Origin of the sequence: Streptomyces sp. Root1304 (genome assembly GCF_001426405.1) — a bacterium.
In the GTDB taxonomy this organism is placed as follows: Bacteria; Actinomycetota; Actinomycetes; order Streptomycetales; family Streptomycetaceae; genus Streptomyces.
This window is the reverse complement of sequence record NZ_LMEP01000027.1, coordinates 15,716-29,016: the sequence shown is the minus strand read 5'-3', so window position 1 is coordinate 29,016 and position 13,301 is coordinate 15,716. Positions and strand designations below refer to the sequence as shown.

Genomic DNA, 13,301 nt, shown 5'->3' with positions numbered 1-13,301 from the left:
CAGAGGTACGGGGGCGGCCACGACGCAGCAGTACGGGGGCGGGCCGCGACGCAACCGCCGCCCCGCCCCGCCCCGGCCCGCCCACCGATCGCGCACCGATCGCGCACCGATCACGCGGGCCCGCTCCACCGGTCACGACACCGCCCCCGCTCGCTCCACCCGACCAGCGCTCCGACGGCACCGGCCACCCAGGAACGGAGAACCACCTCCCATGCCCTACGTCGTCACCCGTTCGTGCTGCGCCGACGCCTCGTGCGTGCTGGCCTGCCCGGTCAACTGCATCCACCCCGCCCCCGGCGAACCCGGCTTCGGGCAGACCGAGATGCTGTACGTCGATCCCCGCACCTGCGTCGACTGCGGGGCCTGCACGACGGCCTGTCCGGTGGACGCGCTGAAGCCGCACACCCGGCTCACCGAGGCGGAACTGCCCTTCCTGGAACTGAACCGCGCGTACTACGCCTCCGACCCCCACCCCGACCGGACGCCGATGGCCCTCGTGCCGCCCCAACGCCGGGTGGAGGCGGGCGGGTTGCGGGTCGCCGTGGTCGGCGCGGGACCGGCCGGCCTCTTCGCCGCCGACGAACTGCTACGGCACCCGGGGGTGAGCGTGACCGTCCACGACCGGCTGCCCACCCCGTACGGGCTCGCCCGAGCCGGAGTGGCACCCGACCACCAGGACACCAAGCGCGTCGCCGCGCTCTTCCGCGCCATCGAGGACCAGCCCGGGTTCACCTACCGCCTCGACACCGAGATAGGCCGCGACCTGCACCACGAGGACCTGGTCCGCGCTCACCACGCCGTGGTCTACGCCGTGGGCGCGGCCACGGACCGGCGGCTCGGCGTCGACGGCGAGGACCTGCCCGGCAGCGCCTCCGCGACCGACTTCGTGGCCTGGTACAACGGCCACCCCGACCGCAGCGCCACCTCCTACCCACTGGACGGCGAACGGGCCGTCGTCATCGGGAACGGCAACGTCGCCCTGGACGTGGCACGGGTGCTCACCGCCGACCCCGAGACCCTCGCCCCCACCGACATCTCCGACCGCGCCCTCGCGGCCCTGCGCGCGAGCCGCGTGCGGGAGGTCGTCGTCCTCGGACGCCGTGGACCGGCGGAGGCGGCGTTCACCCTGCCGGAACTGCTGGCGGTCGCCGCCCTCGACGGCATCGACGTGCTGGTCGAGGGCTGGCCGGCGGACGTCCCCGCCGACGCCACGCCCAAGACGAAGGTGCTGGCCGAACTCGCCGCCCGCCCCCGGGTACCCGGGCGGCGCCGCATGGTCCTCCGCTTCCTGACCACGCCGACGCGCATCGTCGGCGACGACCGGGTGACCGGTCTGACCGTGGCGCGCACCGAACTGCGCACCGAGGACGGCACCGTACGCGCGGTCCCCACCACGGACACCGAGACCATCGAGGCCTCGCTCGTCCTGCGCGCGATCGGCTACCGCGCCGAACCCGTCCCGGGGCTCCCGTTCGACGCGGCGACCGGCACGGTGCCCCACGAACGGGGCCGCGTCGAACCGGGCGTCTACGTGGCCGGCTGGATCAAGCGGGGACCCACGGGCTTCATCGGCACCAACAAGTCCTGCGCGGAGGAGACGGTCGGCGCGCTCCTCGACGACTGGGAAGCCGGCCGGCTCACCGCAGGGGCGTCCGCCCCCTCGGACCCGGGGGACGCCCTCGGTCTCGACGGCTGGCGGGCGATCGACGAGGCCGAACGCGCCGCCGGCCGCCTCCAGGGGCGCCCCCGCGTCAAATTCGTCGAGAGGGAAGCACTGCGCGCGGCCGCGCGCACTCCCGCGCCGGGGCGCCCGGGCGGCTGACCGGCCGGCCGTTCCGGGCCGCCGGGGCCGACCGTCGAGTGGTCCGTCCGAGAGGGAAGGAGGACGCTGGAAGAGAGCGCGTCCGGGTCCTGTGGGCGTCACCGCACGGAGCGCCTGCCCGGTCGGGAGAGGCCGCATCATGCGCATGCTGCTGAAGGTTGAAATGGACACCAGAGCCTCCAACGAGGCCATCCGGCAGGGGACCCTGCAGAAGTCGATGGAGAGCTCCATGGAGGCGCTCAAGCCCGAGGCCGCCTACTTCACGGTGGAGAACGGCTGTCGGACGGCGTACATATTCTTCGACCTGGCCGACCCCTCCCAGCTGCCGAAGATCTCGGAGCCCTTCTTCCTGGGGCTGGACGCCAAGGTCCACTACTCGCCGGTCATGAACCCCGAGGACCTGGCCAAGGGCCTCTCGGCGCTGCCGAGCGACGGCTGAATCACCGGGGCCGAGGGGCACGGCGGTGGGCGGAACCCCGGTGTTCCACGGCCCCGTGGACGTACGCGGGCCCCGACCGATGAGTTCGGGTGGCCTCGCCGGTCTACCCTCCAGCATCGTCATTCCAAGGAGCGGTAGATGACTGACACGGCGACTTTCGACCTCGGACCGCAGGCCCGGATCGTGGCGCGCCTCGCGGCGGGCGTCACCGACGCGCGGCTGTCGGACCGGACGCCCTGCCCGGACTACGAGGTCGGTGAACTGCTGGGCCACCTGGCGGGCCTGGCCGTCGCGTTCCGCGACGCGGCCCGCAAGGACCTGGGCGCCACGACGGACTCGTCCCCCGACTCCGCCAGGCCGACCCTGCCCGCCGCGTGGCGCGAGGAACTGCCCCGGGTCCTGGACGAACTGGCGGACGCCTGGCGGGACCCGGCCGCCTGGACGGGCATGACCCGCGCGGGCGGAGTGGACCTGCCCGGCGAGATCGCGGGCGTGGTGGCCGTCGACGAACTCGTCGTCCACGGCTGGGACCTGGCCAGGGCCACGGGCCAGGAGTACGCGCCCGACCTGACGGCCCTGCACGCCTCGCACGCGTTCCTGAAGGCGGCGGCGGAGGAGAACGACCGGGGCGGCGGCATCTTCGGCCCCGTCGTACCGGTCCCGGACGCGGCGACCCTGCTGGACCGGACGGTGGGCCTGAGCGGCCGCAACCCGTCCTGGGCACCGCCGACGGCGCCGTAAGCAGCGGAGAGACCGGGCCGGGGCCGGGCGCGAGGACGACCCCGGCCCGAGTCGACGGGTGCCCGGGCCCGATTTCGGCCTGTCTCCGGCTCGTGGGGCCGAGCCGGCGCCCCGCGTAATCCGAAAGCGGCGCCGGCAGTACGTACGGAACAATCCGACGTGTGATCGTCATGCGCCCCGTCCTGGAGTCCTACACCCCCGACGGCTTCGACCTCTGGCCCGTCGTGGAGGGCGAACCGTTCCGTCTCCTTCCGCTGAGCGGAGCGCTCGGTCCCGTCGAGGTCGGGACCGCGCTCATGAACATCGCGCGCTGCAACGACATCGACCCCGAGCACGACGCCCGCCCGCCCCGGCCCGCCGAACCTCTCGGCGCGTTCCTCCACGGGCTGCTCACCTTCGACACCCTGTTCGCCGCCGGTGGGATGGAGGTGGTGGACGACTCCACGGGTACGGCCTTCCGGCCGGGTTGCTGCACCGGTCTCGAGGACTGGCGCGACTGGTACGAGGTCGTCGACGGCGGCGGGGGAGCCTCCTTCGGCCACGACCCCGACGCGTTCGCCGAACGCCTGGGCGAAACCGTCCGGTTGACCGTCGACGCGGAGCAGCACGGCAGCGCGGTCATCGAGCTGCCCGTCACCGACATGCGCCGACTGCTCGCCGGAGCGGAACGCGATCTGGTCGGATTCCACGCCCTCGCGGCCGACTGGGCCGCCGAGCACCTGCCCCTCGGCCACGCAGGTCCGGTCACCGCCGCCGTGGCCCGGGTCCTGGACCTGCGCCTGCCTCCGTACGGGCTCTACGCGCGCTGATCCGGCCCGCACACGAAGGTTCCCGTCCGACCCCTTGTCGGCTCGCCACCTCCGCCCTAATGTGAACCTTCAAATCCGCAGAAAGCTGTTGGACACCTTCTGTTAAGGCCAATTTTGAACGATCAAATTCGTGCTCTTCAGCCCCACCCGGGGCCCGCGGAGGGCTACCTCGACCACGCGCGCGTCGGCCCGCTCTCGCGTCCGGCCGCCGCCGCGCTGGCCGCCACGACCGCGCTGGCCACCCGGGCGGCGCCCGCGGACCTGGACCGGATGTTCGCTCTGAGCGACGCGGCCCGGGACATCGCGGGCCGCCTTCTCGACGCCCGCCCCCACGAGATCGCCTTCGCGCCGTCGACCAGCAACGGCCTCTTCACCGTCGCCGCCGCACTGCGCGGCCCCGGAACCGTCCTGGTGCCCCGCAGCGAGTTCCCCGCCAACCTCTACCCGTGGCTGCGCTTCGCCGGCCGCGGCGGCCCGGACGTCCGCATCATCGACCCGACCGACCACCTCGGCGACCCCTCCGGGCCGCGCCCAGCCGGCGCCGCTCCCGGCTTCGTACGGCACCCCCACATCACCCCCGACCTCCTGCGCCACCACCTCACCCCCGAGGTCACCGCGCTCGCCGTGAGCGCCGTCGACTCCCTCACCGGCCACGTCGCACCGCTCGGCGCCCTCAAGGAGGTCCTCGGCCCGGACCGGCTGCTGATCGTCGACGCCATCCAGGGGCTCGGCGCCGTACCACTCGAAACCGACGCCGCCGACGTCCTCGTCAGCGGCGCCCAGAAGTGGCTGCGGGCCGGCTGGGGCGCCGCGCTCCTGATGATCCGCGACCGCTGCGCCGACCACCTGACGCCCGGCCTCGGCGGCTGGGCCGGTGTCACGGACCCCTTCGCCGTACGGCATCCGGCGCCGCCGCTGCCCGGGGCCGCTGCCCACCTCGCCACCAACCCCGACTTCCCGGCCGCCGCGGCCCTCGGCGCTGCGGTCGTCGACCTGTTCGCCCAGGGTGGCCCGGCCGCCGTCGGAGCCCGTATCCGCACCACCCTCGCCGAGCTGCTCGACCGCGCGCGACGGGCCGGTGCCGAGGTCCTCCTCGACGGGCTCGGCCCCGAGGAGCGGGCCGGCATCGGGGCGTTCCGCCTCCCGGGCCACGACCCCGCCACCGTCCACCGGTCGCTCGAATCGGCCGGTGTGATCACCACCCGCCGAGGCGAGTGGATCCGGATGTCCCCCCACGCCTCCACCTCCGGCGCCGCGGCCGACCTGCTCTCCGACGCGCTGCGTACCCTCACCCACCGCACGACCCCTCTCCAGGAGCCGACATGTCCGACCATCTGAGCCGCCGCCACCTCCTCCAGATCGCCACCGCCTCCGCCGCCGGACTCGGCCTCGCCGCCTGCGGCAGCGGAGGATCCGGCGGCGCCGCCTCCGGCGCCGACGGTGACAGCGGGAAGATCACCGTCTGGAGCTGGACCTCTGCGGCGGAGGCCCTGCGCGGCGTCGTGCCCTCCTTCGAGCGGGCCAACCCGGGCATCACGGTGGAGATCCAGGACGTCGGCGAACCGGCCATCTGGGACAAGATCACGGTCGGCCTGGCCTCGGGCGGCAAGGGCCTCGCCGACGTCCTCCACATCGGCGTCGACTACCTGCCCGGCTACCTGGACAAGTTCCCGGAGGGCATCGCCGACCTGTCCCGGCTCGGCGCCGACAGGTACAAGGACGCTTTCGCCGACGGCCTGTGGCCGACCGTCATAGGGAAGGACAGAGCCGTCCACGCCCTGCCGTGGGAGGTCAACCCCCTCGGCCTGTTCTACCGTCACGACTTCTTCGAGAAGGCCGACGTCGACCCCGCTTCCCTCACCAGCTGGGACGACCTGATCGCCGCCGGACCGAAGATCCGCGCCGCCACCGGCGCCCAGCTGATCGGGCTGGACAAGCCGGGCACCACCCAGGACATGGACTTCTTCCAGAACCTGATGCAGCTCCAGGGCACCTTCTACTTCGACCACGAGGGCAAGGTCACCCTCGCTTCCCCGGAGGCCGTCAAGGCCCTCACCGTCATCAAGCGGCTCAACGACGGCGGCTTGCTCGCCGACACCGCGGGCCAGGGCACCTGGAAGCGGCTGATCAGCCAGGGCAAGCTCGCCACCGCCGCGGAGGCCGCCTGGGCCGTGGGGTACATGGCCGAGAAGTTCCCCGCCCAGAGCGGCAAGTGGCGCGTCATGCAGCCGCCGGCGGCCGTCCCCGGGGGAGGGCGCAGCGCCATCGTCAACTCCACCTACCTCACGGTCTCCGCCACCAGCAAGCGCCGCAAGGCCGCCTGGCGCTTCATCGAGCACGCGCTGACCAAGCCGGCCGAGATCAACCGCATGTACACCTCCGGCAGCGTCTTCCCCGCCCTCAAGGCGGCCTACGCGGACCCGATGTTCCAAGCGCCCCACCCCTTCTACGGCGGCCAGCGCGTGCTGAAGTCGCTCGTCGATTCGCTCTCCTCCGGATCCGAGACGACCAACTTCACCAGCGACTACAGCCGAGCCCTCAAGCTCGCGAGCGACGCCCAGAGCCAGGTGCTCCTCAAGGGCGCCGACCCTGCCGGCGCCCTCAAGGCCGCCGCCGCGCAGCTCGCCCAGCAGACCGGCCGTCAGCAGGCGGCCTGACCATGTCCGTCACCCCCTTCGAACGCGCCCCCGACAACCCCCGGGCCACGGCAGGCAGGACGGCCGCCACGCCGACCGACACCGGGTCGGCACCCGTACCCGCCAAGACCGCCAGGACCACCGGTTCCAGCGGGGCCACCGGCACGGTCGGCCGCCCCGCCGGATCCCCCTTCGGCCGCCGCCGTCAGCACCGCTCCGGCCGTCGCCGACTGACCCGCAGCTCCGTGCCGTACCTGCTGATCATGCCCGCGGTCCTGGGGTTCGCCACCTTCAAGGCGTACCCCATCGCGGCCTCGTTCTGGATCAGCCTCACCACCGGCAACGGCAACGACCGCCGGTTCTCCGGGCTCGCCAACTACCAGCGCCTCCTGGACGACCCGCTCTTCTGGACCGCGCTCAAGAACACCGCGCTGATCCTCGTCGTCCAGGTGCCCCTGATGCTCGGCCTCGCCCTGCTCGTCGCCCTCGCCCTGAACTCGGCCAAGGTCCGGCTGCGCCCGCTCTGGCGGCTGGGCGTCTTCGTCCCGTCCCTGACCGGCCTGGTCGCCGCCGGCGTGATGTTCTCCGTCATCCTCAACCGCGACGCCGGACTGATGAACTGGGCCCTCTCCCTGGTCGGGATCGACCGGGTGAACTGGCTCGGCAGCCCCTTCTGGGCCCGCATCGGCGTCGTCCTCGTCCTGACCTGGCACTACACCGGCTACAACGCGGTGATGTACCTCGCCGGACTCCAGGGCGTCCCCAAGGAACTGTACGAGGCCGCCATGGTCGACGGAGCCGGCCCGATCCGCCGCTTCTTCTCCATCACCCTGCCCCAGCTGCGGCCGATCCTGCTGCTCACCGTGGTGCTCTCCACCATCGGCACCCTCCAGCTCTTCGACGAGCCGTACGTCCTCACCGGCGGTGGCCCCGACAACGCCACCCTCACGGTCACCATGTACCTCTACGACAACGGCTTCAAGTACTTCGACTTCGGCTACGCCTCCGCCCTCGCCTACGCCCTCGCGCTGATCGTCTCCGTGCTCGGCATCGTGCAGGTCCGCCTGATGGGAGAGCGCCGATGAAGGCCCGGGGTCCCCTCCTCACCCTGCTGCTCGCGGGCGCCTTCGGGCTCTGCGTCGGCCCGTTCTACTGGCTCGCCATGGCCGCCACCCAGGACGACAAGGACGTCTTCTCCTGGCCGCCGAAGCTGCTCCCGGGCGGCCACCTCATGGAGAACCTCCAGGGCCTCCAGGACTCGATCGGACTCGGCCGCGTCCTGCTCAACACCGTGCTGGTTGCGGGGCTGCAGACCCTCGGCGCCGTCACCGTGTCCGTCCTCGCGGGATACGCCTTCGCCAAGTTCGACTTCCGCGGACGCAACCTGTTCTTCGTCCTCCTGCTCAGCACCCTGGTCATCCCCGACACGGTCATGCTGATCCCGATCTTCCAGATGATGATGGACCTGGGCCTGATCGACTCGTACCAGTCCGTCGTCCTGCCCGGACTCGTCACCCCCTTCGGCATCTTCCTGATGCGGCAGGCACTCCGCTCCATGCCCGACGAACTCCTCGACGCGGCCCGCGTCGACGGAGCGGGGGAGCTGCGCGTCCTCTGGCGGATCGTCATCCCCGTCAACCGGCCGATCATCGCCGCGCTCTCGCTCTTCGTCTTCCTCGGCGGCTGGAACCAGTTCGTCTGGCCGCTGATCGCGCTGCGCAGCCCCGAGATGTACACGCTGCCCGTGGCCACCGCCACCCTGCAAGGGCTCTCGACCACCAACTACGCGCAGGTCCTGCTCGCCGGCGCCATCGCGGCCATCCCCGTCATGGCCCTCTTCCTCGTCCTGCAACGCCAGTTCATCTCCGGCCTGCTGGCCGGAGCCACCAAGGAGTGACCCCCGTGACCACCGCACCGCGCCACCCCGCCGGCGCGCCCGGCGAAACGGCCGCGCTCGCAGCGACTGCCCCCGAAGCGGCAGCAACCGATCCGGCGCAGCCCGCCTCGGCATCGCCCGCCCCGGCACAACGCGTACAGGCGCAGCCCGCCCCGGCAACCCCTGTCCCGGCCCAGTCCGCCCCGCCCCAGCCCGTCCCGGTCTGGCGCCCGAACACCCCCGACGACGAGACCCCCGACACCGTCGCCCACCGGGCGCTTCCCACCGGCCTGTCCGACACCTCCGGCACCCCGGTCACCGTGCACCTCACGGTCCTCGGCTGCGACCTCCCGGACACCGCCGTCACCACGACCGAGGAGGGCGTCGCCCTCGTCGAGGTCACCGTGCCGACCGCGGCCACCGTCCGCGCCGAGTGGCGGATCGCCTGCGTCGACGCCACCGCGTACTGGACCCCGGCCACCAACGCCTCCCGCTGGCTGCCGCCGTCCTGGATAGCCCCCCGGACGGTCTCGCTCGCCCTGGGCGCGCCCGTCGCGGCCCTGATCGGCAGCGGCGACCGTTCGTTGTGCACCGCGGCGGCGGGGGAGACGGCGGCTCCGGTGCGCGTGGGCGCCGGCGTGGTGGAGGAGAGCGGCGAGTTCGCCTTCACCGTCGAGCAGGACCTGACCCCGGACGGCCCGCCGATGCGGCTGCGGATCGACCTCGGCGACCGCCACTTCGCACGCACCCTGGAGGCCGTGACCACCTGGTGGGGAGAGAACGCGCACGGACCGGGCGAGACCGGCCGACCCGCACACGACCCGCACCCCACGCCGCCCAATCCCGGGTCCCCCGTGAACCCCACCCACCCCGGCGTGGCCCCGGCCGCCCGCATGCCCGCCTACTCCACCTGGTACAGCCTCCACCAGAACCTCGACGCCGCCGTCGTCGAGCGCCAGGCCGCCCTCGCCGCGGAGCTCGGCTGCGACAGCATCATCGTCGACGACGGCTGGCAGACCGCCGACCGCACCCGCGGCTACGGCCACTGCGGCGACTGGGAGCCCAACCCCGAGGCCTTCCCCGACCCGGCGGCCCACGTCGCCGAGGTCCACCGGCTCGGCCTCGCCTACCTCCTCTGGTACGCGGTGCCGTACGTCGGCCGGCACAACGACGCCTGGGACCGCTTCAAGGGGATGACCCTGCGCGAGGTTCCCCGGTTGGACGCGGCCGTTCTCGACCCCCGCCACCCCGAGGTCCGCGCGTACCTGATCGAGAAGATCTCCCGCTCCGTCGAGGAGTGGGGCATGGACGGCGTGAAGCTCGACTTCATCGACCAGTTCGCCGTCGCGGACCCCCCGCCCGCACCGCCCGGCGCCGACCGCGCGGACGTCCACGAGGGCGTGCGCCGGCTCCTCGCCGACCTCGACGCCCGGCTCCGCCGGACCCGGCCGGACGTGATCGTCGAGCACCGCCAGCCGTACGTCAGCCCCGGCCTCTGGCCGTACGCCACCATGATCCGCACCGTCGACTGTCCGCTCAGCCCCTCCGAGAACCGGCAGGGCACCGTCGACTGCCGGCTCATCGCGGGACCGCTCGCCGTCCACGCCGACATGATCATGTGGCACGCCGCCGAGAGGCCCGAGGCCGTCGCCGTCCACCTGATCAACGCCCTGTTCTCCGTACCGCAGATCTCGGTCGACCTGGCGGCCCAGACCCCGGACCAGCTCGCGACCCTGCGCTTCTGGCTCGGAGTCTTCCGAGACCACGCGGACGTGCTCCAGCTCGGCGAGCTGACTCCCACCCGCCCCGACCTCGGCTACCCCCAGGTCGGCGCGAGCGACGAACACACCACGGTGGTCGCCCGCTACGCACCCCTCCCGGTCCCGCTCCCGGAGGGAGACGCACCCGACCACACCGGGCGGCGCCGACCGCGGACGCTGCTCGTGGCCAACGCGGACAGCGATCCCGTCGTCCTCCTCACCGCCCGCCGACCGGAACGGGCCCTCGCCCGCGTCCAGGACTGCCGTGGTGAGATCCTGTCCGAGACCGTGCTCGACCTCGTCGCCGGAGTGAACCCGGTGACCGTGCCGACCGGTGGCCTGCTCACCCTGACCCGCGAGCACTGACGACCGGGGGCTGGGGGTGGTCACCGCCCCCAGCCCGCCGACCACCGCCCCAGAGGAACGATGACCGCTCGACAGGTGACCATCGAGGACGTCGCACGCACGGCCGGGGTCTCCCGCCAGACCGTCTCGAACGCCCTCAACGCCCCCCACCGGCTGCGCGACACCACCCTCGCCCGGGTCACCGCCGCGATCGAGGAACTGGGCTACCAGCCCGACCAGTCCGCCCGCAGCCTGCGCACCGGAACCCGCAAGGTCATCGGCTACCCCGCACCCGCCGACAATCCGGCCGACCCCAACCCCCTGATGGGCGGCTTCCTCCAGGCGCTGATCACGGCGGCGGACGCGGTCGGCCACCGCATCCTCCTCTTCCGCTGCGACCCCCGGCAGGGCGCCCAGGCGGTCGCCCGCTCCTTCAACGGCCTGATCGCCGCCCGTCAGATCGACGGGTTCGTCCTCTCCGACGTCGTCCACGACGACCCGCGCGTCGACGTCCTCGCCGAGGCGGGCTTCCCCTTCGCCGCCTTCGGCCGCACCGCCCCCGGCCGCCCGCAGACCTGGGTGGACATCGACTCCGCTGCCGCCACCGCCGACCTCGTCGGCCGCCTCGTGCGGCAGGGGCACCGCAGGATCTGTTACGTGAACTCCGCCGCCTCCCTGCCCTGGCTCGCCGACCGGAGGGCCGGCTTCCTCCAGGCCGTGGTGGCCGCGCCCGACGGCGGCTTCGAGGTCAGCGTCCCCGACGACGAACCGACCGCGCTCGCCCGAGCGGTCCAGCGCCTGCTGGCGGGGCCCGACCGCCCCACCGCACTGGTCTGCGCGGGCGACTGGCTCGCCCTGACCGCCTACCAGGCCGTCCGCTCGGCGGGCCTCGGCGTCGGCTCCGACATCGCGGTCACCGGCTTCAACGACCTCCCGCTCGGCACCCTCCTGCAACCGGCGCTGACCACCGTGCGCCTGCCCCTGGCCACCATCGCGGACGCGCTCGTCGACCGGCTCATCACCGCGGTCGAGAACCCCGCAGGAACCCCGGCCCAGGGCCTGCTGCTCCCCGCCGAGACCGTCGTACGCGCGAGCACACCGGACATCCCCTGACAGCCGCCGGTTCCCGTGTGTAGCGTCACCGCATGACCGAGGAGATCACGGCCAGGGCCGGCAGAGAGTTCTACACGTTCGACGGCCGGATCCTGGAGGTCTTCAGCAGCCATCCGAAGCGGTTCCACATCCGGAACACGGACCTGCGGGTCACGGGCCCCGACCGGAAGGGGAGGCGGACCGTCGAGGTCGTCACCGGTCCGCCCGAAGCCCCGGCGACACACCACACCTGGCACCTCTCGGCCGAGGAATGGCAGCGGGCGCAGGGCCTGGAAGCCCTGCTGGAAGCGGTACGGGCGGCGATCGCGAGGGCCAGGGAGGACGAAGCGCGAGGGGTCTCCCACAAGGGTGACTGACGGCGGCGGGGGCGCGGACCCCCTCCCCGGACGGCCCGACGACCTCGTACCGGACAGCCCTCAAGGGTGCCTGGAAAGTCCCGGTTTGCCCGCTCCGCAATTCGCTCCGCGAGGGCGGGCACCTGCGGGGATACGGTCGGCGGCATGGATGGTGAACGTCAGGGCTGGCTCCGCTGTCTGCTCGCCGGGGCCGTGTTCGTCGTATGCATGGCCGGCACCACGCTGCCGACCCCGCTCTACCCGCTCTACCAGGAGAAGTTCGGGTTCTCCGAGCTGACGGTGACCGTCGTATACGCCGTGTACGCCTTCGGGGTCATCGGCGTCCTGCTCCTCGCGGGCAACGCCTCGGACACCATCGGCCGACGGCCGACCCTGCTCTGGGGCCTCGGCTTCTCCGCCGCGAGCGCCGTCTGCTTCCTCTCCGCGGACAGCCTGGCCTGGCTGTACGGCGGACGGCTGCTCTCCGGCCTGTCGGCCGGCCTCTTCACCGGTGCAGCCACCGCGTACGTGATGGAACTCGCCCCGCGCGGCGGCGGGACCCGGGCGACCTTCGTGGCGACGGCCGCCAACATGGGCGGCCTCGGCTGCGGACCCCTCCTCGCCGGACTCCTCGCGGAGTACGCCCCCGAGCCCCTCGTGCTGCCGTTCGCCGTCCACCTTGGCCTCGTACTCCTCTCCGCCGCCGTCCTGCTGCGCCTCCCCGAGACCGTCCGGGAACGCCGACCGCTCACCGCCGTACGACCGCAGCTCCCCGCCCTCCCGGCGCAGGTCAGAAAGGTGTTCGTCCCGGCGGCCATCGCTTCCTTCGTGGGGTTCGCCCTCTTCGGCGTCTTCACCTCCGTCAGCCCCGCGTTCCTTGCCCGCTACCTCCACGTGGACAACCACGCGGTGAGCGGCCTGATCGTCGCCACGGCCTTCTTCGCCTCCACCGCGGGGCAACTGGCCGTCGGCCGTGTCGGCGTCGCACGGTCCCTCTCCCTGGGCTGCGCGGTCCTCTTCGCCGGCCTCGCCTTCCTCGGGGCCGCGCTGTACTCGGACCTCCTGGTGCTCGTCGTCCTCGCCGCCGCCATCGGTGGCGCGGGCCAGGGCCTCGCCTTCCGCGCCGCGCTGGCCTCCGTCGCGGCGGCGGCACCGGCGGACCGCCGCGCCGCGGTGATCTCGACCCTGTTCGTGGTGGCGTACGCGGGCATCTCGATCCCGGTGATCGGGGTCGGGCTGCTGGCCGACCCCATGGGCCTGGAAGGCGCGGGCCTGGTGTTCATCGCCTGCATGCTGGTCCTGGTCGCGGCTGCAGGGACGTATCTGCTCCGGCGGCGCCCGGCACCGGCGGAGAGCCGGTGACGGAATCCCATGGGCTTGAAGTTGCCGTTACGGCAGCCTCTACCGTCCTGAGCAGGGCCGGAA

General features: G+C 72.9%; 12 protein-coding genes. All 12 read left to right on the top strand.

What is annotated here, in order from left to right:
- The first annotated feature begins 211 nt into the window (after positions 1-211).
- Positions 212-1,822, top strand: coding sequence for an FAD-dependent oxidoreductase (locus ASD33_RS31245; RefSeq protein ID WP_056568285.1), 1,611 nt, complete (start codon positions 212-214; stop codon positions 1,820-1,822).
- A 139-nt stretch (positions 1,823-1,961) separates the two neighbouring features.
- Positions 1,962-2,261, top strand: coding sequence for a hypothetical protein (locus ASD33_RS31240; protein WP_056568901.1), 300 nt, complete (start codon positions 1,962-1,964; stop codon positions 2,259-2,261).
- 138 nt (positions 2,262-2,399) lie between these two features.
- Positions 2,400-3,002 carry a TIGR03086 family metal-binding protein gene (locus tag ASD33_RS31235; protein ID WP_056568282.1) on the top strand — a complete coding sequence of 201 codons (603 nt, stop codon included), beginning with the start codon at positions 2,400-2,402 and terminating at the stop codon, positions 3,000-3,002.
- A 170-nt stretch (positions 3,003-3,172) separates the two neighbouring features.
- Entirely contained in the window at positions 3,173-3,811 is a 639-nt protein-coding gene (locus ASD33_RS31230; protein ID WP_199863629.1) for a hypothetical protein, read from the top strand.
- A gap of 114 nt (positions 3,812-3,925) precedes the next feature.
- The gene (locus ASD33_RS31225; protein ID WP_063992005.1) at positions 3,926-5,149 is read left to right on the top strand and encodes an aminotransferase class V-fold PLP-dependent enzyme; all 1,224 of its coding nucleotides are present in this window, start codon (positions 3,926-3,928) and stop codon (positions 5,147-5,149) included.
- Positions 5,134-6,468, top strand: coding sequence for an extracellular solute-binding protein (locus tag ASD33_RS31220; protein WP_056568275.1), 1,335 nt, complete (start codon positions 5,134-5,136; stop codon positions 6,466-6,468). Before ASD33_RS31225 ends, ASD33_RS31220 begins: the two co-directional genes overlap by 16 nt.
- 2 nt (positions 6,469-6,470) lie before the next feature.
- Positions 6,471-7,532, top strand: coding sequence for a sugar ABC transporter permease (locus ASD33_RS31215; RefSeq protein WP_242427190.1), 1,062 nt, complete (start codon positions 6,471-6,473; stop codon positions 7,530-7,532).
- A complete protein-coding gene (locus ASD33_RS31210) occupies positions 7,529-8,344 on the top strand; it encodes a carbohydrate ABC transporter permease (RefSeq protein WP_056568272.1) in 816 nt (271 codons plus the stop codon). The genes ASD33_RS31215 and ASD33_RS31210 overlap by 4 nt, the downstream gene beginning before the upstream one ends.
- Before the next feature lie 5 nt (positions 8,345-8,349).
- Complete coding sequence (locus ASD33_RS31205; protein WP_107103796.1) at positions 8,350-10,449, top strand: alpha-galactosidase; 2,100 nt, start codon at positions 8,350-8,352, stop codon at positions 10,447-10,449.
- 60 nt (positions 10,450-10,509) lie between these two features.
- Positions 10,510-11,541 (top strand): LacI family DNA-binding transcriptional regulator, encoded by a 1,032-nt coding sequence (locus ASD33_RS31200; protein ID WP_056568269.1) that lies wholly within the window; start codon positions 10,510-10,512, stop codon positions 11,539-11,541.
- Between the two features lie 32 nt (positions 11,542-11,573).
- Positions 11,574-11,897 (top strand): hypothetical protein, encoded by a 324-nt coding sequence (locus ASD33_RS31195; RefSeq protein WP_056568265.1) that lies wholly within the window; start codon positions 11,574-11,576, stop codon positions 11,895-11,897.
- A gap of 144 nt (positions 11,898-12,041) precedes the next feature.
- Positions 12,042-13,238, top strand: coding sequence for an MFS transporter (locus ASD33_RS31190; protein ID WP_056568263.1), 1,197 nt, complete (start codon positions 12,042-12,044; stop codon positions 13,236-13,238).
- Positions 13,239-13,301 lie beyond the last annotated feature (63 nt).

Coding starts and splice junctions, on each gene's coding strand:
- ASD33_RS31245 (WP_056568285.1), top strand. CDS start 212: ATGCCCTACGTCGTCACCCGTTCGTGCTGCGCCGACGCCTCGTGCGTG.
- ASD33_RS31240 (WP_056568901.1), top strand. CDS start 1,962: ATGCGCATGCTGCTGAAGGTTGAAATGGACACCAGAGCCTCCAACGAG.
- ASD33_RS31235 (WP_056568282.1), top strand. CDS start 2,400: ATGACTGACACGGCGACTTTCGACCTCGGACCGCAGGCCCGGATCGTG.
- ASD33_RS31230 (WP_199863629.1), top strand. CDS start 3,173: ATGCGCCCCGTCCTGGAGTCCTACACCCCCGACGGCTTCGACCTCTGG.
- ASD33_RS31220 (WP_056568275.1), top strand. CDS start 5,134: ATGTCCGACCATCTGAGCCGCCGCCACCTCCTCCAGATCGCCACCGCC.
- ASD33_RS31215 (WP_242427190.1), top strand. CDS start 6,471: ATGTCCGTCACCCCCTTCGAACGCGCCCCCGACAACCCCCGGGCCACG.
- ASD33_RS31210 (WP_056568272.1), top strand. CDS start 7,529: ATGAAGGCCCGGGGTCCCCTCCTCACCCTGCTGCTCGCGGGCGCCTTC.
- ASD33_RS31200 (WP_056568269.1), top strand. CDS start 10,510: ATGACCGCTCGACAGGTGACCATCGAGGACGTCGCACGCACGGCCGGG.
- ASD33_RS31195 (WP_056568265.1), top strand. CDS start 11,574: ATGACCGAGGAGATCACGGCCAGGGCCGGCAGAGAGTTCTACACGTTC.
- ASD33_RS31190 (WP_056568263.1), top strand. CDS start 12,042: ATGGATGGTGAACGTCAGGGCTGGCTCCGCTGTCTGCTCGCCGGGGCC.